The sequence below is a fragment of the Pseudomonas fragi genome (assembly GCF_900105835.1).
Taxonomy (GTDB): domain Bacteria; phylum Pseudomonadota; class Gammaproteobacteria; order Pseudomonadales; family Pseudomonadaceae; genus Aquipseudomonas; species Aquipseudomonas fragi.
The window spans coordinates 3,200,617-3,223,048 of sequence record NZ_LT629783.1; the positions used below are offsets into that span (position 1 = coordinate 3,200,617).

Annotated in this window: 19 protein-coding genes and 3 pseudogenes; 2 read left to right on the forward strand and 20 right to left on the reverse strand. The window is 60.4% G+C overall.

The features are described 5' to 3' along the window. Positions 1-200: 200 nt before the first annotated feature. The 15 genes and pseudogenes from BLU25_RS14555 to BLU25_RS14625 all read right to left on the reverse strand — a co-directional run bounded on the left by BLU25_RS14555 (position 201) and on the right by BLU25_RS14625 (position 14,284). On the reverse strand, positions 201-1,352 hold the full coding sequence (locus BLU25_RS14555) for a S1C family serine protease (RefSeq protein ID WP_003116645.1): 1,152 nt from the start codon (positions 1,350-1,352) through the stop codon (positions 201-203). Between the two features lie 19 nt (positions 1,353-1,371). Beyond that, positions 1,372-2,335, reverse strand: a pseudogene (locus tag BLU25_RS14560) (zinc metalloprotease HtpX). Beyond that, positions 2,322-2,810, reverse strand: coding sequence for a phosphate-starvation-inducible PsiE family protein (locus tag BLU25_RS14565; RefSeq protein WP_004152114.1), 489 nt, complete (start codon positions 2,808-2,810; stop codon positions 2,322-2,324). Before BLU25_RS14565 ends, BLU25_RS14560 begins: the two are co-directional and overlap by 14 nt. 11 nt (positions 2,811-2,821) lie before the next feature. Next, complete coding sequence (locus BLU25_RS23850; RefSeq protein ID WP_255311540.1) at positions 2,822-2,953, reverse strand: diguanylate cyclase domain-containing protein; 132 nt, start codon at positions 2,951-2,953, stop codon at positions 2,822-2,824. Beyond that, positions 2,923-3,849 (reverse strand): GGDEF domain-containing protein, encoded by a 927-nt coding sequence (locus tag BLU25_RS23755; RefSeq protein ID WP_255311541.1) that lies wholly within the window; start codon positions 3,847-3,849, stop codon positions 2,923-2,925. Before BLU25_RS23755 ends, BLU25_RS23850 begins: the two co-directional genes overlap by 31 nt. Then, positions 3,846-5,552, reverse strand: coding sequence for a cation:proton antiporter domain-containing protein (locus tag BLU25_RS14580; protein WP_016782893.1), 1,707 nt, complete (start codon positions 5,550-5,552; stop codon positions 3,846-3,848). Before BLU25_RS14580 ends, BLU25_RS23755 begins: the two co-directional genes overlap by 4 nt. A 3-nt stretch (positions 5,553-5,555) precedes the next feature. Continuing rightward, complete coding sequence (gene trx-GI, locus BLU25_RS14585; RefSeq protein ID WP_000787151.1) at positions 5,556-5,996, reverse strand: heat resistance system thioredoxin Trx-GI; 441 nt, start codon at positions 5,994-5,996, stop codon at positions 5,556-5,558. Beyond that, positions 5,986-7,131 (reverse strand): hypothetical protein, encoded by a 1,146-nt coding sequence (locus tag BLU25_RS14590; protein WP_029611654.1) that lies wholly within the window; start codon positions 7,129-7,131, stop codon positions 5,986-5,988. Before BLU25_RS14590 ends, trx-GI begins: the two co-directional genes overlap by 11 nt. A gap of 98 nt (positions 7,132-7,229) precedes the next feature. Beyond that, positions 7,230-7,841: an HdeD family acid-resistance protein gene (locus BLU25_RS14595; protein WP_000993372.1), complete on the reverse strand. Its 612-nt coding sequence runs from the start codon at positions 7,839-7,841 to the stop codon at positions 7,230-7,232. An 85-nt stretch (positions 7,842-7,926) separates the two neighbouring features. Next, a complete protein-coding gene (locus BLU25_RS14600; protein WP_016782891.1) occupies positions 7,927-8,814 on the reverse strand; it encodes a YfdX family protein in 888 nt (295 codons plus the stop codon). 102 nt (positions 8,815-8,916) lie between these two features. Then, complete coding sequence (yfdX1, locus tag BLU25_RS14605; protein ID WP_016782890.1) at positions 8,917-9,825, reverse strand: heat resistance protein YfdX1; 909 nt, start codon at positions 9,823-9,825, stop codon at positions 8,917-8,919. A 21-nt stretch (positions 9,826-9,846) separates the two neighbouring features. Beyond that, positions 9,847-10,305 carry a small heat shock protein sHSP20-GI gene (gene hsp20-GI, locus BLU25_RS14610; RefSeq protein WP_016782889.1) on the reverse strand — a complete coding sequence of 153 codons (459 nt, stop codon included), beginning with the start codon at positions 10,303-10,305 and terminating at the stop codon, positions 9,847-9,849. Between the two features lie 146 nt (positions 10,306-10,451). Next, positions 10,452-13,301, reverse strand: a complete 2,850-nt coding sequence (gene clpK / locus BLU25_RS14615; RefSeq protein WP_016782888.1) for a heat shock survival AAA family ATPase ClpK — start codon at positions 13,299-13,301, stop codon at positions 10,452-10,454. A gap of 97 nt (positions 13,302-13,398) precedes the next feature. Next, positions 13,399-13,968, reverse strand: a complete 570-nt coding sequence (locus BLU25_RS14620) for an Hsp20/alpha crystallin family protein (RefSeq protein ID WP_016782887.1) — start codon at positions 13,966-13,968, stop codon at positions 13,399-13,401. A gap of 34 nt (positions 13,969-14,002) precedes the next feature. Beyond that, positions 14,003-14,284: a helix-turn-helix domain-containing protein gene (locus BLU25_RS14625; RefSeq protein ID WP_016782886.1), complete on the reverse strand. Its 282-nt coding sequence runs from the start codon at positions 14,282-14,284 to the stop codon at positions 14,003-14,005. A gap of 501 nt (positions 14,285-14,785) precedes the next feature. Here BLU25_RS14625 and BLU25_RS23450 point away from each other — a divergent pair. Both BLU25_RS23450 and BLU25_RS23455 read left to right on the forward strand, forming a co-directional pair. Beyond that, on the forward strand, positions 14,786-15,049 hold the full coding sequence (locus tag BLU25_RS23450; RefSeq protein WP_001446199.1) for a transposase: 264 nt from the start codon (positions 14,786-14,788) through the stop codon (positions 15,047-15,049). Next, positions 15,006-15,158, forward strand: a pseudogene (locus tag BLU25_RS23455) (transposase domain-containing protein); the annotation flags it as partial. The gene BLU25_RS23450 and the pseudogene BLU25_RS23455, both read left to right, overlap by 44 nt. Before the next feature lie 290 nt (positions 15,159-15,448). Here the strand turns inward: BLU25_RS23455 and BLU25_RS14635 are convergent. The 5 genes and pseudogenes from BLU25_RS14635 to BLU25_RS14655 all read right to left on the reverse strand — a co-directional run. Then, a pseudogene (locus BLU25_RS14635) lies at positions 15,449-15,550 on the reverse strand (ATP-binding protein); the annotation flags it as partial. Between the two features lie 91 nt (positions 15,551-15,641). After that, a complete protein-coding gene (locus BLU25_RS14640; RefSeq protein WP_016782884.1) occupies positions 15,642-17,264 on the reverse strand; it encodes a Tn7-like element transposition protein TnsE in 1,623 nt (540 codons plus the stop codon). Then, entirely contained in the window at positions 17,257-18,759 is a 1,503-nt protein-coding gene (locus tag BLU25_RS14645) for a TnsD family Tn7-like transposition protein (RefSeq protein ID WP_000273849.1), read from the reverse strand. The genes BLU25_RS14640 and BLU25_RS14645 overlap by 8 nt, the downstream gene beginning before the upstream one ends. A gap of 1 nt (position 18,760) precedes the next feature. Further along, the gene (locus tag BLU25_RS14650) at positions 18,761-20,371 is read right to left on the reverse strand and encodes an ATP-binding protein (RefSeq protein ID WP_016782883.1); all 1,611 of its coding nucleotides are present in this window, start codon (positions 20,369-20,371) and stop codon (positions 18,761-18,763) included. Beyond that, the gene (locus BLU25_RS14655) at positions 20,364-22,424 is read right to left on the reverse strand and encodes a Mu transposase C-terminal domain-containing protein (protein WP_037001634.1); all 2,061 of its coding nucleotides are present in this window, start codon (positions 22,422-22,424) and stop codon (positions 20,364-20,366) included. The genes BLU25_RS14650 and BLU25_RS14655 overlap by 8 nt, the downstream gene beginning before the upstream one ends. Positions 22,425-22,432 lie beyond the last annotated feature (8 nt).

The window sequence follows — 22,432 nt, forward strand, 5'->3', positions numbered from 1 at the left end:
ACTGCTCCAACCCTTGGACGCCCTAAATGCTTACCCAAAAAAATCAACACCTTCTTTTAAAAACACAATCAAAAATGACACCCTTATATCCATTTAACCTAAACAGCCTTCCCCCCACTGCACTAGCTAGGGCTCGTAGTTCGGCGCAAGGCTGAAGTCGCTTGGCTGCTTCGCTGTGCAGATCCATGACCCACTTTCCATCAAACTCCCGGTTGTAGTTCCACAAGCATCTCGCGAGTCTTGCCGGCCCGCTCCACTAACAAGACCACAACATCTCCAACGTTCTTGTCGTCTAGCCGGGCCTGTAATGTGGTGACGTCGTCGACGGCGATACCGTCGATGCTGATAACGCGATCGCCGGGCACGATGCCGCCTGCGGTGACCTCGACGCCGACGAGCCCGGCCCTGTGCGCCGCCGAGCCCGGCGTCACGCGCAATACGAATACGCCCTTACTGCCGGTCAGCGCCTGCAGACGCGCGTTGAGCTGCTCATCCACCTCGATGCCCAGCGCCGGACGGATGTACTTGCCGGTCTTTATGAGTTGCGGCACCACGCGCATGACGGTATCGACCGGCACCGCAAAGCCGATGCCGGCCGAGGCGCCAGACGGACTGTAGATGGCGGTATTGATGCCGATCAGCCGCCCAGCCGAATCGAGCAGCGGGCCACCGGAATTGCCGGGGTTGATAGCGGCGTCGGTCTGGATCAGGTGGTCAATGGCCGGGCCACTGGCGTCGCCGGAAAGGGTGCGGTCAAGCGCCGAGACGATGCCGGTGGTGAGCGTCCAGTCGAGCCCGAAGGGATTGCCAATGGCAAAGACCTTTTGCCCCACCTTGAGATCGGCACTGGTGCCCACCGGCACCGCCGGCGGGCGCTTGAAGCCGACGCCAATCTTGAGTACCGCGATGTCGTGCGCAGGACTGGCGCCAACGAGCGCAGCCTGATAATCGCGACCGTCGGCCAGTTTGACCGTGGCAGACGATGCCCCCTGGATCACGTGGAAGTTGGTCACCACGTGGCCGGCATCGTCCCAGATGAAGCCGGAGCCGGTGCCGCGCGGCACGGAAAAGACATTGCGCGACCAGACGTCACGCACTAGTTGTGCCGTGGTGATGTAAACCACCGACCCGCGCGATTTTTCGAACAGCTCGATGGTGGTTTTTTCGTCGGCGGCCAGGTCGCCGCGCGGCGTCACCGTGCGCTCCTGCGTTTCGTGGGGACTGAACCAGGCTTCGATGGCGGGCAGGAACTGCCACAGCAGCATGAGTGCGGCGATGCAGCCAGTGATGACGAGCCAGCGCCGGATGAAGCGGTCCGGCGCCGGGCGGCTGTAGGGGTCGGGGTAGGTCACGTCATTCTCCATGTTGAAATCAGCGCCAAAGGCCGCCGGTGCGCCAGCGTGGCGGACGTGGTGATACGGTCACCTCGGGGACGAAACGGGCCGATGGAAACGGCGGCATCGCGGGCGGCGGAGCAAGTTCCAGCAAGCGCTCAATGCGTTCAGCCGTCGCCGGATGCGTGCGCAACCAGGAGGGTTCCGGATTGCCCCATCCGGGCAGCAGCCAGGCGCGCCAGGAGCGGCTCACCCGCTCGATCTTGGCGAGCGCCGAGGCCAGCCCGTGCGGGTCGCCGGTCAATTCGGCAGCGAGCCGGTCGGCGTCGAATTCGCGCACCCTGGACAAGCCCAACTGAGCCAGCAAGGCTAGCTGTGGCGCGACCGCCAGTAGAAGCAACGCGGGCCAATTGACTTCCGTGACTCCAAGCAATAGCGCTGGCAAGCTGAGCACGATCGCAAGCTGCCCCAACAAGGCTAGAAGATGGGTGAGCCGGCTGATGGAATCGGCCAAGCCCATGACACGCAAATCCTCGTTCGCAATATGCGCGATTTCGTGGCCGAGCACGCCGGTCAACTCGCGGGGCGTGAGGCTACGCAGCAGGCCGTCGGTCAGCGCGATGGCCGCGTGATGCTTCGAACCGGTGGCGAAGGCGTTGACGACCCCGCTGGGCACGTAGTGCGGTACCGGCACGGCAGGCAGCCCGGCCCGCGCCGCCAGTTCCGCGCAACACAGCCCAAAGATCGGGCGCTTCATCCGGGTGCAGGGGGCGTGCGCCATACAGCCGCAAGGTCAGCCCGGAGGCGGCCGCCGGTTCGAGCAGCAGGGTGAACCCCGCGGCCGCAAGCGCCAGCCAAAGCCCGCCGTCACCCAACAGCAGGCTGCCAGCGACGGCGGCAATCCCGAGCAGGGTCAGCACCAACAGCGCGGTTTGCAGGCGATTGAGCCAGCGATGCCGCGCGCCGACATTCTGCGCGTGGCGCAGATCACGACTGATCATCTGAGCTTTCCCCGGCTGTCCGGTCATCGCGCTCGCGCAGCAGCCAGTAAGTCGCCCCGAGGGCCAGTGTCGCGCCTGCGAGCGCCGCGACCTTGGCGGGGCCGGTCTCCGGGTCGAGGATCACGAATTTACGCGCCAGGGCGATCAGCCCGATCAGGATCACCGTCTTGACCTGGATGATGCTGTCGCGCCGCAAGGCCACCCGCACGATGGAATGCTTGAACTCCATGGCGATGAGCAGCGTCATGATCATGCCGAACACGGTCTGGAAGACCTTGTGATCGAGCGGATTGAACGCATCAATGATCAGCAGGCTGAAGACGATCGAGATCAGCTGCAGCAGCGAGACCACGATAATCACGGCAATGATTGCGGACAGCGCGAGCGCGATCACCTGTTCGAAGCGCTCGTAGAACGTCATCACTGCCCATTGGGCGCGAAATGTTTTGATCGGGTCTGCTTGCTTTTCCTTCATCGCCACTCCTCTCAATTCTGAAATACTTGTGCACCCACAACTTGGTTGCGCCCTTGTCTTTTTGCCTGGTAGAGCGCGCTGTCCGCCTGCTGCATCACCTGCTCGGAAGAGTTTAAGCGGACGTCGAGGGGAGCCACCCCCATGCTGGCGCTATAGCTGATCGAACCTCTCCACACACCAGCGCTGTCGCCGCAACGTCCTGACGAAATCGCTCCGCCCATACTTGGGCGTCTTCTATCGATGCCGCTTCCAACAACACAGCGAATTCCTCCCCCCCAATCCGTGCAGCCATGTCGGTTGCGCGAACATGTTCCCTCAACCGTGAAGCAAAGTGCTTGAGCACCTCATCGCCGCATCCGTGCCCATAGGTATCATTGATGCGCTTGAAGTGATCGATATCGCAGAGCACAAGTGCTGCTTGTATCTCCGGGCTGCGTTTGAGGCGCGCCCATTCCAGCTGTAATCGTTCGTTAAAAGCCCGCCGGTTCGACAAGCCGGTCAAGGGGTCGGTGATCGCCATGCGCAGCAACCGCTGCTCCATTTCCTTGCGAGAAGAGATGTCGAGCAGAGAGCCCACCATCAATTGCCTGCCCGTGTCACCCAGCCAACGACCGCGATCCAGCACCCAAATCCAAACGCCGGATCGATGACGAACGCGGTACTCGCACTCCAATCGCTCCGACGGATTTTCTTGGTAAGCGCGCACCTTTGCCAGAACGACCGGTAAATCCTCCGGATGAATACGCGCTTGCCATGCGGCATGGGTGGCGCCAATCTCCTCGTCGGAGGTCAAGCCGAACATCGCCAGACTGCGGGCAGAAAGCCTGAAGCTGTCGGTGGCAAGATCCCACTCCCAGAATCCCAACTCTGCGCCTTCCAGGGCGATGGCGATCCGTTCGTTGTCGTCGATTTTCGCTTGTTGGCGATGCTTCAGCTCGTCACGCCTGTGGCGATTGGTACGAGCAAAACGCCATAACGCAACCGCCATGCCAACATTGGCAAGTAGCGACACCATCAGCCAGATGGTCGGCCCGTTCATGGTCTATCCCCGCCTGACTGACTGAGTGCCTGCCGTAATTCCTCGATCCGGTGGTCGACTTGGTCGGCGTTGATGCCCAACATCAACAGTACCTGCTCGGCCAGTCCCAGTCCCGCAGCCAGGTACAACGGGTACAGTCTGACATTGGGCAGATTACGCAAAAGCTGGGCATCCGTTACGCGCTCAGTGGCCACCACCACGGACAAGCTCAGGCGGCGGTCGAGAACCGCCTGAGCGATACGCAGGGCCGTCTGCGGACGGGCAAACGTCAGCACCACCAGGCGGGCATGGGCCAATCCGGCGGCGGCCAGGGTGTCGAGCCGACTGGCATCGCCATACGACACCGGCGCCCCCATCGCACGCCCCGCTTCGACCCGTTGGCGGTCCGATTCCAGCAGCAAATGCGGTATGCCTGCCAGGCGCAGCGTTCGGCTCAGCAGCAGCCCGACGTCATCCGCCCCACAGATGATCACATGGTCGCGCAACGACCGCGCCCGCTCGGCGACTTCGCCTTCTTCGGCCTGCGGTGGCTGACCGAGTGCGCCCGAGCGGCTGAAAGCCCGCGCCCATCGGTCATGGTGTCGGATCAGGAGCGGTGCCAACCCCATGCTCAACACCAGCGCCACCAGCATCGGTTGCACCATGGTGGCGGCGATCAGGTGCTGCTGCATGACCATGCCCAGGAGCAGCAGCGCAAACTCGCCGCCATGACCCAGCACGATGCCTGCGCGCCAGGCGTCGAGCGCCGACAGGCGGGTTGCGCGCAGCGCCAGAAAGTTCAGCCCCATCTTGAGAGGCACCAAGGCCAACAGCCAACCCAGTACCGCCAGCGGTGCGGCCACGATCTGCGCGGTGTCCAGCTGCAGGCCAATGGTCACGAAGAACAGGCCCGACAGCACATCACGAAAGGGCTTGAGGTGGCTTTCCATGTGGTGCCGGAAGTCGCTCTCGCCCAGGACCATGCCGGCGAGAAAGGCCCCCAGGGCGGCGGATACGCCGACGGCGTGTGCAGCAGCGGCTGCCGCCACGACCACGCACAAGGAGACCAGCACGAAGGATTCTTCGTGGCCCTGCCGCGCCACCCAGCCCAGCAGGCCATGCAACAGACGACGCGAGGCAACCGCCGCTGCCGCGAACAACACCAGCACGCCCAACACTTCGAGCAGCACGCTCTCGATCTTCGGCGAGTCGCCGCGCGCCCAGATCGCCAGCAGGGCCAGCAGGGGCACGCTGGCCAGGTCCTGAAAGACCAGCACGGCGATGGCACTGCGGCCGTGGCGGGTGGTGAGCTCGCCTTGGTCGGCCAGCTGTCGGCTGACCAGCGCCGTGGACGACATGGCCGCTGCGGCGCCGAGCAGTGCAGCGCTCTGAGCTGGCTGACCCAACCCGATCAGCACCAGGGTCAGTGGCGCGGCCACGACGACCATCTGCAAGCTGCCGGACGCCAGTACGGTCTTGCGAGTGAGCCAGAAGTGCCCCAGCGAGAATTCCAGTCCGACCATGAACAGCAGCAGGGCCACACCCAGTTCGGATATGAAAGTCAACGCCTCTCCCGGCGCGATCACACCGCTGACCGAGGGGCCCAGCAAGGCGCCGACGGCGAGGTAACCCAGCAAGGCGGGTACTCTGAACGCCGCCGTCGCCACCACCGCGAGGCTGCACGCCGCCAGCAGGATCAGGGTAGTGCCGAGCAAATCCTGCATCGGTCAGCGTCCCACCTGTGCAGAGGCCCAGCGCACGATGTCCTGCGAGCCCATGGCGCCTGCCTGGCGGGCGATCTCACGTCCGCCCTGGAACAGGGCGAGCGTCGGAATGCTGCGGATACCGAACTGCGCGGCCAGGTGGGGCTCAGCCTCGGTGTTCACCTTTGCCAGCCTGATCCCGGGTTCGAGCTGGCGCGCGGCTTGTTGAAACTGCGGCGCCATCATCTTGCACGGCCCGCACCAGGGCGCCCAGAAATCGACCAGCAGCGGCAGATCGCTGCGCTCCACGTGGCGCGAGAACGTCGCCGTCGTCAACTCGATGGGCTCGCCGGTGAACAAGGGCTGCTGGCAGCGGCCGCAGTTGGGACGATCCGCGAGCTTGGCGGCCGGCACGCTGTTGATGGACTGGCAATGTGGGCAGACGATGTGGAGTTCATTTTTCATGGTTCGCTTCCTTGGACTGCGGTGAGGTTGCCTCGCTTCGGATCACCGACATCGCCGACCAATTTACGCCTTTGATCCAATCGTTCCCGTCTTCGCTCACGCCGGCATCTTCCACGTGAGCCGCAATGAAGGCTTCGGCTTGAATGAGCCCCGCTCTGACAGCATCTATCTTATTAGGCATCCGCAGGATTTCAGCAGCGCAGCCTGCATCCAGCCCATCCACCCGGATAAGCAGAAAAATGCGGCGCCACAAGTGCGGCATACCCTTCATCAGGTCGAATGCAAATGCGAATTCGCTCGATCTGTCACCAATTTCCTCCTGTTCGGCGATTGCTGCTGGGTCGGGAAGCCGACTATCAGCCATGACGTCGGCCAGGCTGAGTGCGTCATCAGGCTGATAAAACTCGTAGAACTCTTCCTCTACCATGGCCTCCGCCATGTCCTGCGCATCCGCTTCGACCGGCGCATCCAGCGAAACGGCCTCGCCATATTGCCGGCTGTTTGCCACTTCGCGATCAATGACGGCAAAAAGATGCTTCAAAAGATCGAGGTAAGCGGCATTTTCTTCTGGAACGGATGTCCATACCGATTCAGCCAGAGCAATCGCTTCGTCCACCACGTCGTGCAGCGTCGGATAATCGCGAGGCAAATCACCGGCGGCATGCAGATAAGCCAACTCGCGTTGCGCAACGGCCTCAACCTTCGGCAGCAGCGTCTCGATTATCCCGCGTGCTTGCTGGACGACAGAGGCAGGTTGAGTGTCGATCCGCGCCTTGAGCTCGCGCAAGCGTTCACGACGCGCCTTACGCTTGATTTGATCCTGAGCGCTCAGCCGATCAAAGTGCTTCTTGGCCTGCCGGAACAACGCCTGCGCTAGCATGTGCGCGAGAGGCGTCAGATCGTTATGCGATGCAGTGACGCTGACGATTTTTTTGCCCGGCAAGTGCATGTGGCCACTGGCCGTTAAGCGAGATCCTTTTTTCGCGCGTTCGAGGACGATTTGAAGACGTACCGAATCTTCGGAGCGCTTTTCGATCAGCGGCTTGAGAGCGGGTTCAACCGCTTTTTCTACAGACATTCGCCAAGGTTCATGAAATTCTTTTTCGACGAGTCGATAGCTATATTGTATACGCATGCTCAAGCCCTTTAGGGTTGTCCGCCCAGGTGAGTGGACCCGGGTGATTGGATATGTTGATTTTCAAAGATGATCTTACGGTTTGGTTTTTCACGCCCTTACCGCTGACGCGCTTTGCGCAAACGCCAACTAAGAAGCAAAAGAGTCATACCGAAGATCGCAGCATGGAAACCCAATACCCAGCCCGCGGCCAGAAATGATTCGATCGGGCGGGTAAAAAACATCCATAGGATGATCGCACCGAGGAGCACGGAAAGCAGCCCGCTGAGGGCAAGCCAGATCTCGCCCTTGATTTCCCGGCGCAGACGAACGGCGGCGGATATCTCCAGCATACCGGTGAAAATTGCCCAGAATGCCACGCTTACCCACAAGAAATAGGCCAACGCCAAAGTGGCAGCCAGAGGGGCAACTACCACAACGACACCGGTGAGTATGCCGACGATGCCGCTGAACAACAGCCAGCCCCAGCGCTGCTTTTGCCGCATTTGCCGCACCGCTGCAACCAGGTTGAACGCACCATTGACCAAAGAAAATGCGCCGAACACTATCGTCATGGCGAACAAAGCCGAGTGTGGCATCCAGAATGCGAGGACTGCAAAAATCAACGCGAATATGCCGCGCAGCGCAAACAACCACCAATTTTGGGTCAGTGAACACACGGCATCGGCAGGGTTATCCGCATTCGAATCGGCGATGGTATTTGCATTCATGCGATATCTCCTTGATGGATCATGAGATCAGGAAAATCAAGCCTTCATGGCGAAGAGAGGGGCTATTCGCCCCTCTCTTGCGGTTTTAGAACAGCTTTGACAGTCTCGCCTTGATTTCATCGAGCCAGCCTTTTCCGCTCCCGCCTCCGGCCGTCTTTTCCTTGACTTTCTTGAGTTCAGAGTACAGGGGCTCAAAGTCCTTCTTTTTACCATAGCCCAGCAGTTCTGCCATTTCCAACTGCTGCCGGGCTTCGTTTAACAAGTCCTGCAGGCGTTCACCGGACGCCTCGCTGCGCTGGCCATCTTCTGTCAAGGTCTCGGCGCGCTTGACGAGCAGTTTGGCGCGCAGGATGGGCAGCGGGATGACGCTGAGTGTCTCGACGAGCGTGCCGAGCGCCAACTGCAGCGCGGCCTTGGCCTCTTCGATCTTGCCCTGATCGATCAGCGGCACGACGGATTTCACGGCTGCCGGGTAAGTCGCCAGAGGGATGTTGGTGACCGCAATCACGATTTCGCTGGCCAGCAATGCCAACACGCGACGAGCGCGTTGCACCTCGCCATGTTTGAGGGCATCCAGCGCCTCGTCAGTCATCGCCTCAACGGTTTCCGTGTTGGCGAACAAGTCGTGCACGATGGTGCGCACATCAACGGGGGCCAGGGCGAGCGTGGGTTCGCGTGCAACGATCAGCTCCAGCTTTCCCGTCACTTCGGCCAGCGTTGCCAGTGCTCGCGCGGATTCTTTTTCGTCCAGGGCCGCCAGCGCTGATTTGGTCAGCGCCAAGGCCGAGACGGCCTCATCGAGGACTTGTTTACGTTTGTCTGCCGCTTGCGAGTCCGTTTCCTTCTGAACCTCAGGCTGTACCTCCGTGACGACTTCAGGCTTGGGCTCTGGTCTGGCAGGAAGGCTGCTTACCGCGGCCTGTTCGTTCGTGCCTTCGTTGATCGCGTTGGGATTCGATGTTTGCTCATTCATGGTGATATGCCTCGTATGAGATAGTGAAAATAGGGGAATCTATTGGGGCCTACTGCGAATATCGCGAGACTGACCGATGGAGCAGTCGGCCCCTTCATCACCTCAAAACAGCTTTTGGATGCGCGTCTTCAACTCGTCGAACCATCCATTGCCGCTTTTGCCACCAGCCGACTTTTGCTCAATGGACTTCACCTGATCGAAGATGGGTTTGAAGTCCTCCTTCTTGCCATAACCCAGGATTTGCGCCAGCTCGATCTCCGTGCGCACGGACGACAGCAAGGTGCTGAGCTCCTCGTTCTGCTTGGCATCGCGCTTGTCAGTCTCGGCCAGCTTTTCAGCTTTTGCTATCGCGGCCTCGGCCCGTAGCACGGGCAGAGGGAGTACAACTTGGATGACCACCAGCGTGTTCAGTGCTCGGGCGAGCTCTGCTTTGGCTTCGTCGATCTTGCCGCTGTCGACGAGCCGTGCAGCCGACTTGATCGCTGCCGGGTACGTTGCCATGGGCAGGTTGTCGGTTTCGATCACGATTTCGCTGGCCAGATTGGCAACGATGGGCCGGGCCTTTTGCACCTCGCCATCACCCAACAACTCCCGAGACAACTTGACCGCTTTCTTTACCGATTCCACGTTGGCGTGGATATCATGGGTGATGACGCGTACATCGACCGGCGCCAAAGCAAGTTTGGCGTCGCGTGCCAATACCAGTTCCAGCTTTCCGGTGGCCAGTTCCAGCGCAGCGAGCGCCTCCTTGGTCTTATTTGCATCAAGGAGGGTCAAAGCCTCCTGGGTCTTGGTGAGCGCCGTGATGGCGTCCTGAGTGAGCTCGGAACGCTTTTTTTCGGCTTCCTGGGCGGCCTTGTCGTCTACTTGTGGCTGCGCCGCCTTGGGTGCGACAGAGGGCGCTGCAGCGCTTGGACTTGCCGCCGATTGGGCCAAAACCGGTCCACTCAGTCCGATGCAGACCGCCAGGGCAAGTGCGGAACGGATGTATTGGGGCTGTTTGATATTCATGATGTTGGACTCCAATTGAAGTTAATTGACTGAAATTTCAATCTGCTTCGGCTTGGCTTGCTCGGCCTTGACAAGCCGCACTTCCAGCACGCCGTCTTTCATCGAAGCCGTCACCTTGGTCGGATCAACGTTGTCAGGTAAGACAAAGCTGCGCACAAAGCGGCCATACGCACGTTCGATGCGGTGGAATTTCTTGCCCTGCTCCTCTTTTTCCAGTTTGCGCTCGCCGCTGATGGTGAGTACGCCGTTTTCCGCGCTGACGCGCACGGCATCCTTGGGGACCTCCGGCAGATCCAGTTTGAGGAGGAATGCGTTCTCATCCTCGCTGATGTCCACCATTGGTGCCCAGTCCGCCGTGGTCATGGCTTCGTTGCCGGTACGGGCGCCCTGTCGCTGGGGGGGCCGTCCCAACATCGTCGCCAGGCGGTTTTGCAATTCATCCAGTTCCCGGAAGGGGTCCCACGGAGTCAATGCAGACATATCGGTTCTCCTTGAACAATGCCGGCGAATTGGATGACGCACCGAACAGAGCCGCCGGCGCACTCTGAATAGCGCCTGCTACTTTTCGTTTCCATCAAGAACAAGTCCTTGGGTCAATTGAAGGATCACGACAGCCTCCCCATGACTCAAGATTCGCCGCCCGCTGACTTTTTCTTGCGCGCAGGCTTGCTCGCGTCGCTCGGCGGCGTCTCGGCCACGTTCGCGACATCGGGCTTCTCAGGCTCGGCCGGCTTTGCGGGTGGCTCCTGGCGCTCGAAGACCACCCGTTCGGCCTTGTCGTCCCAGCGTGCGCTGGCGTGATCGCCCTTGCCGATTCCGCCGCCGAGCATCTCGCGTGCCAGCGCGGTTTCCAGCTCGCTGCGGATCAGGCGCTTGAGTTCACGCGCACCGAACTCGGGCTTGTAGCCTTCCTCCGCGAAGTGGTCGATCAAGGTCTGATCGAAGGTCAGCGTCACGCCCTGGCTGGCGGCGTTGCGGGCCACACGATCGAGCTGCAGGCCGACGATATGGCGGATCTCCTCCTTGCCCAGCGCATGGAAGACGATGATCTCGTCGATGCGGTTGATGAACTCGGGGCGGAAGTGTCCGCGCAGCACGTCCATCACCTCGGACTTGGTCTTCTCGTATTCCTCGCCGGCGGCGCTACGGGCCTTCAGCCGACGCTGGATGATGTCCGAGCCCAAGTTCGAGGTGGCGATGATGATGGTATTGGTGAAATCCACCACCCGGCCCTTGCCGTCGGTGAGCCGCCCGTCGTCGAACACCTGCAGCAGGATGTTGTAGACGTCGGGGTGAGCCTTCTCGATCTCGTCCAGCAGCAACACGCTGTAGGGCTTGCGACGCACCTTCTCGGTGAGCTGGCCGCCCTCGTCATAGCCCACATAACCCGGAGGCGCGCCCACCAGGCGTGCCACGGTATGGCGTTCCCCGTACTCGGACATGTCGATGCGCAGCAGCGCACCTTCATCGCCATAGATGGACTCGGCCAGCGCCTTGGCGAGCTCGGTCTTGCCCACGCCGGTCGGCCCGAGGAACAGAAAAGTCGCCACCGGCTTGCCGCCTTCGCGCAGCCCCGCGCGCGACAACCGCACGGCATCGGCCACCGCGCGCACCGCTTCGTCCTGGCCCACCAGGCGCTCGTGCAGCCGCTGTTCCAGATGCAACAGCTTCTCGCGTTCTTCCACCGTCAGCTCGTTGACCGGAATGCCGGTCAGGCGCGAGACGATCTGCGCGACATGCTCGGCCTTGACTTCGGCGCTGCCCGAGGCGCGCTCGCGCTCCCAATCTTCGATGAGCTTCTTGAGTTCGGCCTCTTTTGCCTCGATGCGCTTGCCCAGCTCGGCGGCCTTGTCGTACTGCTTGCGCGAGGCCATGTAGTCCTGCTCACGCCGCAACTGGTGCAGTTCGGACTCCAGCTCTTGTACGGCCACTGGGCGAGCCGTGGCCGACAGCTTCACGCGTGCGGCCGCCTGGTCAAGCAGGTCGATGGCCTTGTCAGGCAAAAAGCGCGCGGTGATGTAGCGGTCCGACAACTCGGCGGCGGCGATGATCGCATCCTCGGTGATGCTGACCTTGTGGTGCGCCTCGAAGGTGTCGCGCAGGCCGCGCAGGATCATCATGGTCTGCGCTACCGTCGGCTCGGGCACCATCACCGGCTGGAAACGACGCTCCAGCGCGGCGTCCTTCTCGATGTACTTCTGATACTCGTTGAGCGTGGTGGCGCCGATCAGGTTCAGCTCGCCGCGCGCCATCATCGGCTTGAACACGTTGGCCACGTCCAGCCCGCCTTCGCCGCCACCCTGGCCGGCACCGACGATGGTGTGCACTTCATCGATGAAGAGAATCATCTCGCCCTGGTGCTCGGTCACTTCCTTGAGCACCTTCTGCACGCGCTCCTCGAACTCGCCGCGATACTTGGCGCCGGCCACCATGGCGTTGATGTTGAGTTCCACCAGACGCTTGTCGCGCAGCGTCTCGGGCACTTCGCCGGCGACCATCCGCTGCGCCAGTCCTTCGACAATGGCGGTCTTGCCGACGCCGGGCTCACCGATCAACACCGGGTTGTTTTTCTTGCGCCGGGCCAGCACCTCGATGGTGGTCTCGATCTCCTGCGCACGGCCGATGACCGGATCGAGCTTGCCCTCGCGCGCCATCTTGGTGAGGTCGCGCGAATACTTGTCGAGTTCCGGCGTATTGGTCGGCGTCTCGGTACGGCCGTCCTCGGCCCCCTTGCCGACCACCTTGCTTACCTGCTGGCGCAGCGCTTGCGGCGTGAGGCCGTAACGGCGCAGCAGGTTGGCCGCCAAACCTTCGCCTTCCTCGGCGAGCCCGATCAGGAAATGCTCCGGCCCGACATAAGAGTGGCCGAGTTCGTTGGATGCCACGAAAGCGCGGCTGAGCGCGTCCTTGACCCGGGGCGACACGCCGATCTCGCCCTCGAACGGCTTGTCGCCGCGCTTGGCTTCGGATTCGATCTGGCGCTTGAGGTCATCGACCTTGATCTTGAACTGCCCCAGGATGGTCTTGACCACATCGCTGTCGGATAGCGCCAGCAGCAGGTGTTCGGTATCAACTTCGGCGCGCCCGAACTCTGCAGCGTGTCGGGCGGCCTCCTGCAATAGGGCCTCGGACTGTTCGCTGATACGGCTGGCGAGCCCACTGCCGCGACGGCGCGCAGTGCCCGTACCGGCCGGGGCGGGTTCGCCGAACGAGGCATCGACCACCTCGTCGCTATCGGCCGCCATGGACGGCGAATCGTCACCGATGCGGAAGAAGTCGCTGCCGAGGAAGTCTTCGAACAAGCCGCTGCGCGAGCCAAACAAGGCTTCCAGCGGCGAGACGGTGCGCTTTTGCTGGCGCACCAGTTGGCGATAGTGATCGTCACACAACAGCATGGTGCTGTGACGACCATTGAGATTGGCTTCCACCCGCACTGTGGCGGGCTGGCCGCAGACCTGGCATTGTTTTCTGGCCATGCTCATGCTCCTTGAGAGGACTGATTTGACGAGGCGCCGAAGGTCACGGCGCCTCGCCATTCACTTGGTTTTTCTGTAGAGAACGAGCCGATCGGCGTCAGCCGTTGATCGGGATCGAGCGGCCCTGCTTGGGCGCACTGGCCTCGCGCTTTTCCATCGTGATCGTGAGTACGCCGTTCTTGAAAGCGGCCTTGATCGTGTCCTGGTTGGCATCGGTCGGCAGGTTCAGAGCGCGCTGAAAGCTGCCGTAGGAGCGCTCTACCCGGTGGAAACCGCCGTCTTTCGTTTCCTGCTCCTGACGCTTTTCACCGCGAACCAGCAGCACGTCGTTGTCGAGCGTGATCTGGATGTCTTTTTCCTCGACGCCGGGTACTTCCAGGGCGATCTTGTACTGCTTGTCGGTCTCCTGGATGTCCAGCGCCGGCTTCAGCAGGCCCGGCCAGTCCGACGGCCAGCGTGGCATGGCCAGCGCCGGAAAGCCGAAGCCTCGAAACGTGTCGTCGAACAGGCGGTCGATCTCGCGGTGCAATTGCAGGATGGGACTGACGGGCCCACCCGCTACCGGCAGGTCATTGCGCTGCACCGGCAGCGAGGCAGTGCTCTGTTGTTCTTCCTGCTCCTTCTTGAACCAGTTCCAGGGAGCCAACTTCTTGAAATCAATGTCCATGTCACACCTCCAGAAAAATTGAAAAACGAGTTACTCAAGCCCTTTGCCTGCTGCGACGGGCAGTGCGCCCAGGCGACACGGGCTGCTCGGATGACTTCTGCTGTTCACGCTTGCGCATCACCTCCTTCTTTGCTCCGGCTCGGGTCTGATCATTGATCCACTGATCGATTTCACTTTGACGAAACCGCCACGTCCCGCCCACCTTGAAAGCCGGAATTTCCCCGTGCGCGGCGAGCCGATAAAGCGTCCGCTTGCCGACTTTCAAGTACGCAGCCAATTCATCGAGCGTGAAAATCACCTGTAGGTGCGCTTTCATCTCACCCTCTCCAATCGCGTCGCTTTGCGGTTCCGGCCAAGGAAATCCTTGCAAGACTTTGCAAGATATTGCGCTTACCAGGACAAACTTCAAGAGTCAATGTACAGCGATCTCCCGCCCCATTGATGCAGGTCAACTGCTCAGGCAAGGCGCAGCGGGGCGGCCTGATCAGGCCATGGACAGCGCCTGGCTCGTCAGCCTGCGTGTGCCACAGGCGCCTCGATCAAACACCGATCCTCACGTTGTAGCCGAGTGCCCGCAGCCCCTTGCTCGTCTGCATGTTCCTTGGCGGAAACTCGTCTGGGCGCGCCCAGCCGACGCTTTCCCCGAGGCTGCTCAGGCCAACGTGCGGAATTGCCCAGTCGTCGCTGCGGATCGCGTTCCAGAGTCGGGCCGAAACACTTCCGTTGCCCCAGACAGCGTAGTTCAACAGTATCCGTCCGGCCAACACACCTTCCCGACACCGCCGCCGAAGGCCATGGCCCATCAAGCGGATTTTCCATGCCCCCTCAGCGCCGTACCTACAGCAAATCTTTCAAGGCCCAGGTCATTCAGGAGTGTTCTGAACCCGGTGCCTCCATCGCAAACATCGCCTTGGGCTACAGCCTCAATGCCAACCTCGTCCACAAATGGATTCGGCTGCATACCCAGAAAACCACGGCTATCCAGCCAGCGTTCATCCCGTTGCCTTCTCAAATGCTCGGCGCGGGATCGCATGCTCAAGTGCGCTGCTGCGATCATGAGTTTGATCCAGTCGGCCCGTAATAATGGGCACGATCCGTATGCCTATCTCAAGGATGTGCTGACACGGTTGCCGACGCAGCGGGCGAGTGAGATTGCAGAGCTGCTGCCGCATAGGTGGCATCCGGCATAGTCGCGCAAGACGGTTTGCCCGCACGCTTACGTTCAACAGCTCAAGCACCGTCCGCCCTTCGCGGGATCGTTGCCGCCAGAGCCACACGCCGAACTTTTCCACCTTGTCGTCGCCGGCCTGCGGTCAGTCAGGCAAGCCCAGGTGCTCGTTTTCCTGCTTGATCGCGTGGTCTCGGATCGCGTGCACCCGGGAAACGGCATCCACGAACTGCCACCATCTCTTAGCTTGGCGGGGTCAAGCCAGCCGGGATGCCCGGACGGTTACGCTGGTCCGCGCCCAGTTGCAGCACCAAGGTCGGCCGCAGTGATGAAGCGGGTCTTGATGCCGCACTGCGCCGCCCGATAGCGCAGTGCGATGGCCAGATGCGTCTTGCCGACTCCCAAGGGGCCTATATCGCCTTGGCACGGCTCCGGGCAGTTTCGGGGAGGCTGCACGCAGTGCGCGACAAGATGTATCGCAGCCGAACTGCGGTGTATTCTGCAATCAGCCTAGGGCCGCGCGTATCCGCTGCTTCCAGTCGAACACCCGGGCATGGTTGGCCCCAGGTGAGCTTTCTTTCGGGTGATGCACAGAGTGCAAAGGCTCACAGTACTTCGCCATGGTGCCTGGCCAACGCAACGAGCCTTTCACTGTCTCCCTCAAGATCCTGTCTATGCATTTTCCTGCCTCAACACCTGCTTTGAAGCCCATGATCCGCGTTGACATGGTCTTCCGGTTGTCTGAGGTATCTATTTCTAGAAGGTAGCGTTGATCGCCGTTTTGCAGCTTGAACCTTGCCAGCAGATAGCAGCGTGATTTTTCGTGATCAATCATGTGGTAGCTGCAACGTGGAACGGGCGGCAGAGGCCTCACTTCCAGTGCTACCAGCGCAACTCCAGACTCTTGGGTGATTTGTTCAAGAATCTCTCGGAGCAGCGAGAAGCGATCTGCAAGCCGTTCATGCTCGTCCCCATCACCCTCTCCCTCACCCAATTGTTGGAATTCTCCTGACGCTATGCTGCCCTCGCTCACAGGATCAGCCACGCCGAAGAGTTGGCTTTCTCTGCTCGGGCATTGCTCGTCGTCGACCTTCTTGCCATGACCGTTGGCACGCTCCCCGTTGTAGGCGATCTTGGTGCGCAGCTGAGCATCAAACGTGACTCCCTCAACGGGCAGATGAATCAACCTCTGCTCCTTGGCAGCAGTCGGCTCTTCGTCAGCATCCACCTCCAACTCTTTCGCTCCCGATGGCACGGATACACAGCCTGTGTTCTCTCCCCTGACGGGTAACTTGAGAGCAGGGTGATGGAAAAAAATATCACCGCGATGGCTAAACCGGAGCCCCTGAAGCTTTTCGATCTCCCAGACCAGCAATTCGTTGCTTTCCGGATCAAAGGGGCCTCGCACATCCATGGTGGTACCCGCGAGGGAAGTGGGTGCCTGAAAGTCGAACTGCCACCTGGCATACGCCGACTCTTGCAGTACCCGCTCTTGCCTTTGATTGAGGCTTTGCCAGATTGACTCGAAGGATCGCCTCACATCCTGATTCAGCAGCAGCCAACTGAAATGGTCTCTGTATCCCTTGATTTTGAGAAGCTGACTTGGGGCCCCCGTCTTCGGGGGCGTATGGATATGAACAACATCGCCCTCTCTGTAGATCGTGAAGGCCATGTCCAAGCCATTCGGTGCGAAGGCTGCACGAACGATGAAGGCTGCGTGGAAGAACATTTTTCGTGCCAGCTCGAATTTCGGCAGCCAGACGGTCAGACCATCGACCTCGAACACAAAGCATCGCTGTCCAGATATCTCAGGATTTGCAGCAAGCCTTCTGGCCAGACGTGGGCACTCACCCAACTGCCTTTCCCGCCAGGTATCTATTGCAGGAAGCACCACCGTCTTCTTGAAACCACTGGGACGATAAGGAGCCCCTTCTTCGCCAAGAAACTCGCGACCAACGGCCAAGACACACGACATCTCCTGTGCGAACCGCTGCAGCTGCAGCTGACCGTTACGCTCAAAGAGAGCCGCCAACTGCCACTGGGCCGCCGGAGTCTTGGCCCTGAAAAAATTTCCAACGGCCAGCAACCTGGATCCGTTCGGGATCTGACGAAATACTGTCCTATTCAATCCATCTTCCTATCAATCGAATGAACGCAGTGGTCAGTGGTGCCACCCTGCTTTTTTCCAATCCACAACGCTTTTCCAGCTCCCAGCGCCTAGACGTTATGCCTGTCTGTACATCCTTCAGCATCGCTGCAGTCAGGCGACGGATCTGATACTCGCCGACGGACTCGGCATAGCGATCCAGGAAGGTGCAGCAAAGAGGCAATTGATCGAGACGGTGCTCGACTGATGCCCGATGGGGTAGCTGCTGCAGGAACCAGTTGCGACTCCTGCGCGGAAGGCCCAGGTCTTCTTCGCTACCTCTACCAATCCGGATCAGCAGGCGCACCAACCTTATGTCACGCGCTCGCCAGTCGATGTGGCTGTTGTTGCCCTGTCGGCGCTGCCTGACCTGGTTCGCAACCATCAGCCAGTGTCGGTCATGACGATAGAGCCAGGCGTAACATGCCCCTGCTCCGTCTTGCCTGGCTGCCTTGGCTCCACCGTGATTAGCCAGTGCTTGCAGCCAAATGGCTCGGTACTGCTGCTTTTGCTCAAACTCAGCAGGGAGCAGCTGCACTGACCGCTCGGAGGCAAGGTCGACCTGGCGAGTCTTCGCCTCGCTGATCAGCTCGCCAGCATGCTGGCCAGGGCGCAGGCTGGTCCAGACGATCAGATGCTGCAGCGCACTGAATCCCTTGCGATGCTTCCTGAACATCGCCAACAGCCAAGGTGGAGGCTCTCCGGATGTCAGCAGACCGTTCGCAGCAAGCCAATCCCTTTGATGGGATGCCAGGATCTTCTCCCAGATGACTTCAGCCCTGACCTGCCGGCCTCGCCTGGCGCCGCACTCTGTAGCCAGGTACCGGTACAGGTTGGTCCAGCGTCCGTAGCCAGGCGATTGCACCTCTTCGAGCGCCAGCAGCTGCATAGCAGCCTTGGCGAGCCTGATAGCCTCTTCGCCCACGGGACTCACGCGAAGATCACGGGGCAGAAACAGTGGAGAGGCTGTATGAAACTCGTGCCGCTGCGCTCGACGGAACGGGATAGGTGAGTTCAGGAGCTGACAGCCATGCTCGGGACAGGCATCTATCCCTTGAATCTGCCAGCTACGCCGCCAGTAGGGTTCACCGTAGCGCGCAGCCATATCTTCAAAGCAGATCGGGCAGTAACGCAGCCAATCGGGCCACTTGACCAAGGCCGTCGAGGCCCCAGACAGACCAATCGTCGGCCGGTCGGGAGCAAGCATGGCCTGAAAAAGATCGGTACGGCGCTCCGGCGGAATGAAAGGGGCATAGAGCGGGAACAGCGTGTGATTCAGGATCATGCCTTCCGCATCCAAGCCCGTGTTGTTCGCCAACGCAGTCAGGTGTGTGGGCAGATCGGTGATCGCGGCAACCTTGCTGTCACCGAAAAGCATGTGCAGCAAGGTCTTGTGGCTGCCTATCCCCAGATGTACCCGGCACCGGGCAATACCGCTGTAAAGCAGTTCGTCCGGGTAGAGCCTGGGGAAGTACATGTCAGCTCGCTCTCAGCAGAGGCCGCAGATCGAGGATCAAGCCAGCCTGCTTGAATCTGTCATAGGCCTCGCTTTCAGGCCCATCGGCATAACGTCGGCGCAGATCCTCCTCGGATAGGCACCCCCACTCCGTCCGCTTAACTCTGGAAATGCCGGGCCTCTTGGGAGCGTCCTGCGCGAGGTAGGCCGTGGCCTTGTGAATCAGGGCCGCCAGCGGGATGTCCGGATTCTCCGCCAACAATTCATCGGCCATGGGAATGGCGATGTCCCTCGGGATTTCCATACCTTCGAGCAGGGCGGCCAACCGCTTTGCCTTGTCATCAGCCGGAGGGGCCGGTGGTTTAGGTTGGGGGACGCTATCCAGAGAGCGAGTCAGGGTCAGCAACCGTCCCTCGATCTCTGGCATCAGCAGGTCGTCATATTTGGCGATCAGCTCGGGCCTACCGCTCCGCAAGGCCGCCAGCATCGGATGGACCGGTTTGAACTCGTCCTCGAAAACCCTGCGCAGCAACAGCGGCTTAATGCACTCGACACCTGTCACTATCGCCCGGATCTGCGCCAGCGCGAACAGCTTGATGACGATGTCCATGACCCCTTGGGTGAGGTCGTACATCGTAGCCTCCAGTTCATCATCCAGCGGCGCCGCATTTCGCAGCCACTGATACTTCCAAAGCCGCTTCAACAGACGCTTCCAATGCTCGTCCCGAGGCAACCTATCCCAGCGGATGCTGCCCAACCCGGAGACCCGCCGAGCAGCCCGGAACGTGCGCTGGAAGAACTTGCTGGCCCGGTGGGTGCCGACCTGAATGATCGGAACACCGATGGTGTTCACCAGCGACACGAAGAAATTGTGCATTTTTTCGGCACCACCGGAGCGTGCCTCGTTGAGGTTCTGAACCTCGTCGATGATCAGCACTCCGAGCGTGTGCAGATTGGCCACCTGGCACATGGATGCCAGCAGACGTTTGGTACCCAGCTTCTTGCGTCCGTGGCTACGGCTGTAGTGGGTACCCAGGATCTTGTCTACTTCGTTGAAGAAGCTCAGGCACAGCTCATCCAAGTCACCGTCAATTGGGCAGTCGATCTTCAGGTAGACCAGTTGGGTGATGTTGTAATCAGGGTGATGGAGAGCTTGGGGGTACATGCCCAGAATCCGCTCCAGCGTGCGCGTCTTGCCGCAACCGGAGCAGCCGAACAGCGACAGGCTGTTGGCCGTAGAGGAGACACTCTGGTACACCGCCGCATCCAGATCCTCCTCCTCGACACGGCGATAGCCATTCTGCAGGTGCGCATACCAGGCACCGCTGGCCGGATTCCGACCGATGTACCCTTGACGGATCATCAGGCTGATCTTGCTCTCCAGCTCCAAGTGATGGCTCAGCGGCTGGAAGAAGCCGTGCAACAGGCGGGCAATCGCATGTGCCCTGAGCCGACCATCCAGAAGCGCCTCCTGCGGCTCGAAACCGGGAAGCTGCTGCAATAGATCGACCACCTCCTGCAGATCAGGAATCGGAGGCAATGCGCTGATGAGCGGATTGTCCTGATACTCGGGAAGCTGCTGCTCCTGGTAACGCGCCAGGGGAATGACTCCGCGCTGGAATTCTTCAGTCATCCTCTTCCTCCTTGAATATCAGGTCACTGAGATCTGGGAAGGCATAATCTTCCTGCTTCTCGCCCCGCAGTGGGATCACCTCGGCTGGCTTTTCCTGCTGTGCTTTATCCGGTTTGAATGCTGCTTTCTGGCGTTCCTGGCGCTTTTCCTGCTGCTTGTTCTCGCGGATCTGGGTTCCCAGATCCTTCGTGGTCATACCCGTTTTGACCGGACTGGCATCCTCTGCCTGGGCAACGATGGACTCGATCTGCTTCAGAAGATTGCCTCTCTCTACCAAAGCTTCCGCCGCCGCGTTGGTATCGCTACGCCGTTCCTCTCTGGACAGCAGCCAGACATCCCAGAAGGTCATCCCCCTGAAGCGTCGACTGCGGTCGGCAAGATCGCAAACCCAGTAGTCCTTGAGACTATTGGACGGCCGCAGGTAGATGTGGTCGGCGCTACGCGGATCGTATGCGACCGTTACCCCTGTCGGCCGGCGCCCCTGGCCTCGGTGAAACCAACCCTCCCTGATTGCTTCCTGGCAGGTGTAGAAGCAGCCGAACAGCCTGATTCCCAGCTCCGAAACCGTGGCCGACTCATGGGGCAAGAGATTTATCCGCACCAGCTCCTCGGGCGCAGTACGTAACCGGCCGGTCAAGTTGGCCAAGCCCCAGTTCCACAGCATGACCGGGATGGCTGGCAGATCGCCCGGCATACCAGAGGTTCTGTCGTATTTGCTCAAGGTATGAAAGTTGTTGTGGTAGAGGATGCCGGCAATGATGATCTGGGTGAACTCGGGCAAGGTCAGACTGGCATCAAGTCTGTAGTCGTGGCCACCCCGCTTCCGGCTGGTGGTGTCCTCGACCACACCGCTGGCATAGGGCTTGAAACGCTCCTGCACCGTCCGGAAATAACGCTCGACGATCCCCTTGGCATCTCCTCGCCTGGCCGGTGCATTCTCGATGCGAACGCCGAAGGCTTGGGAAAATGCTTCCACCTTGGTGCCATTCAGTTCGCCCTTATCGGCCAGCACCACATCCGGCAAGCCTTTGACCGGCCAGTCGCTGGCATCGATCTCCACGCTATACTGGCGGCAATACTCAACCTTGTCGGCGACCGTGTTGGCCAATGCCACCATGGCACTGACCCAGGAAGGTCCCTCGAATCCGACGTACATACCAACGACCATGCGGCTGAACACGTCGATCACCATGTAAACGACAGGCCTGCCGACGATAAGGCTGCGATCATGTTCTGAAACCAGATAGATATCGGCGATGGTGGCATCGATCTGGTAGCGGTATCCGGGCCCCAGTGCCTCGGTCGTCGATGTACTGCTGAGCGGTCGGAAGTCCTTGGCAAAATCCACTGCGGACACCCTGCATGGCAAGGTGTCGGTGAAGTGATATTCGCGCCCATAGAAGTAACGGAACTGCCCCAATGTAGGCAGTTCGGAGGTCGGCAGCTCCGTCAGAACAGCACGGAGCAGATTCAGCCCGGCGGCGTAGGCATCAGGAATGGACGGATGTTTTTCCTTGAGCAAACGTTCCTCGATGACCCGGCGAAAAATGCGCTCGATGTCCGGCGTGACATTGCTCCCTTTCCCCTCCATCACCACTCTGGGCCTGCCCAGCTTGGCCTGGTTCGGCTTTCTGCGCTTGCCACGGGCGCCCGAGTTGACATAGTCCGGCAAGAGGGCATTCCTGCACATGCCTCGCTGCCAGTAGCGCCTCAGTAACCTATACACCGTCTGATTGGTGACACCATGGCGCTCCATGATGCCTCTGACAATGAGCCCTCTGGGGCGCCGCACGAAAAGCTGGGGGTCGTGCACAAAATCCGCCAGCATTCCCCAAGCTTCATCACGCTTCTGCTGATCAAGGGAACCTTCCTCAACCTCCCGTAGGACTGTTTCCTCGAAGGGATCGGCAATGCTCTCCAGCTCCCGCTCCATGATCAGACGCTCCAGCTCTACAATCGATATCGGTTCGGGCAACGCCGTGTCCGAATCGATATCGATCCAGATTGCCTGCTCGGTACCGGACCAAAGCAGGCGCTTTCGCAGTTCCCCCATCCGGAACA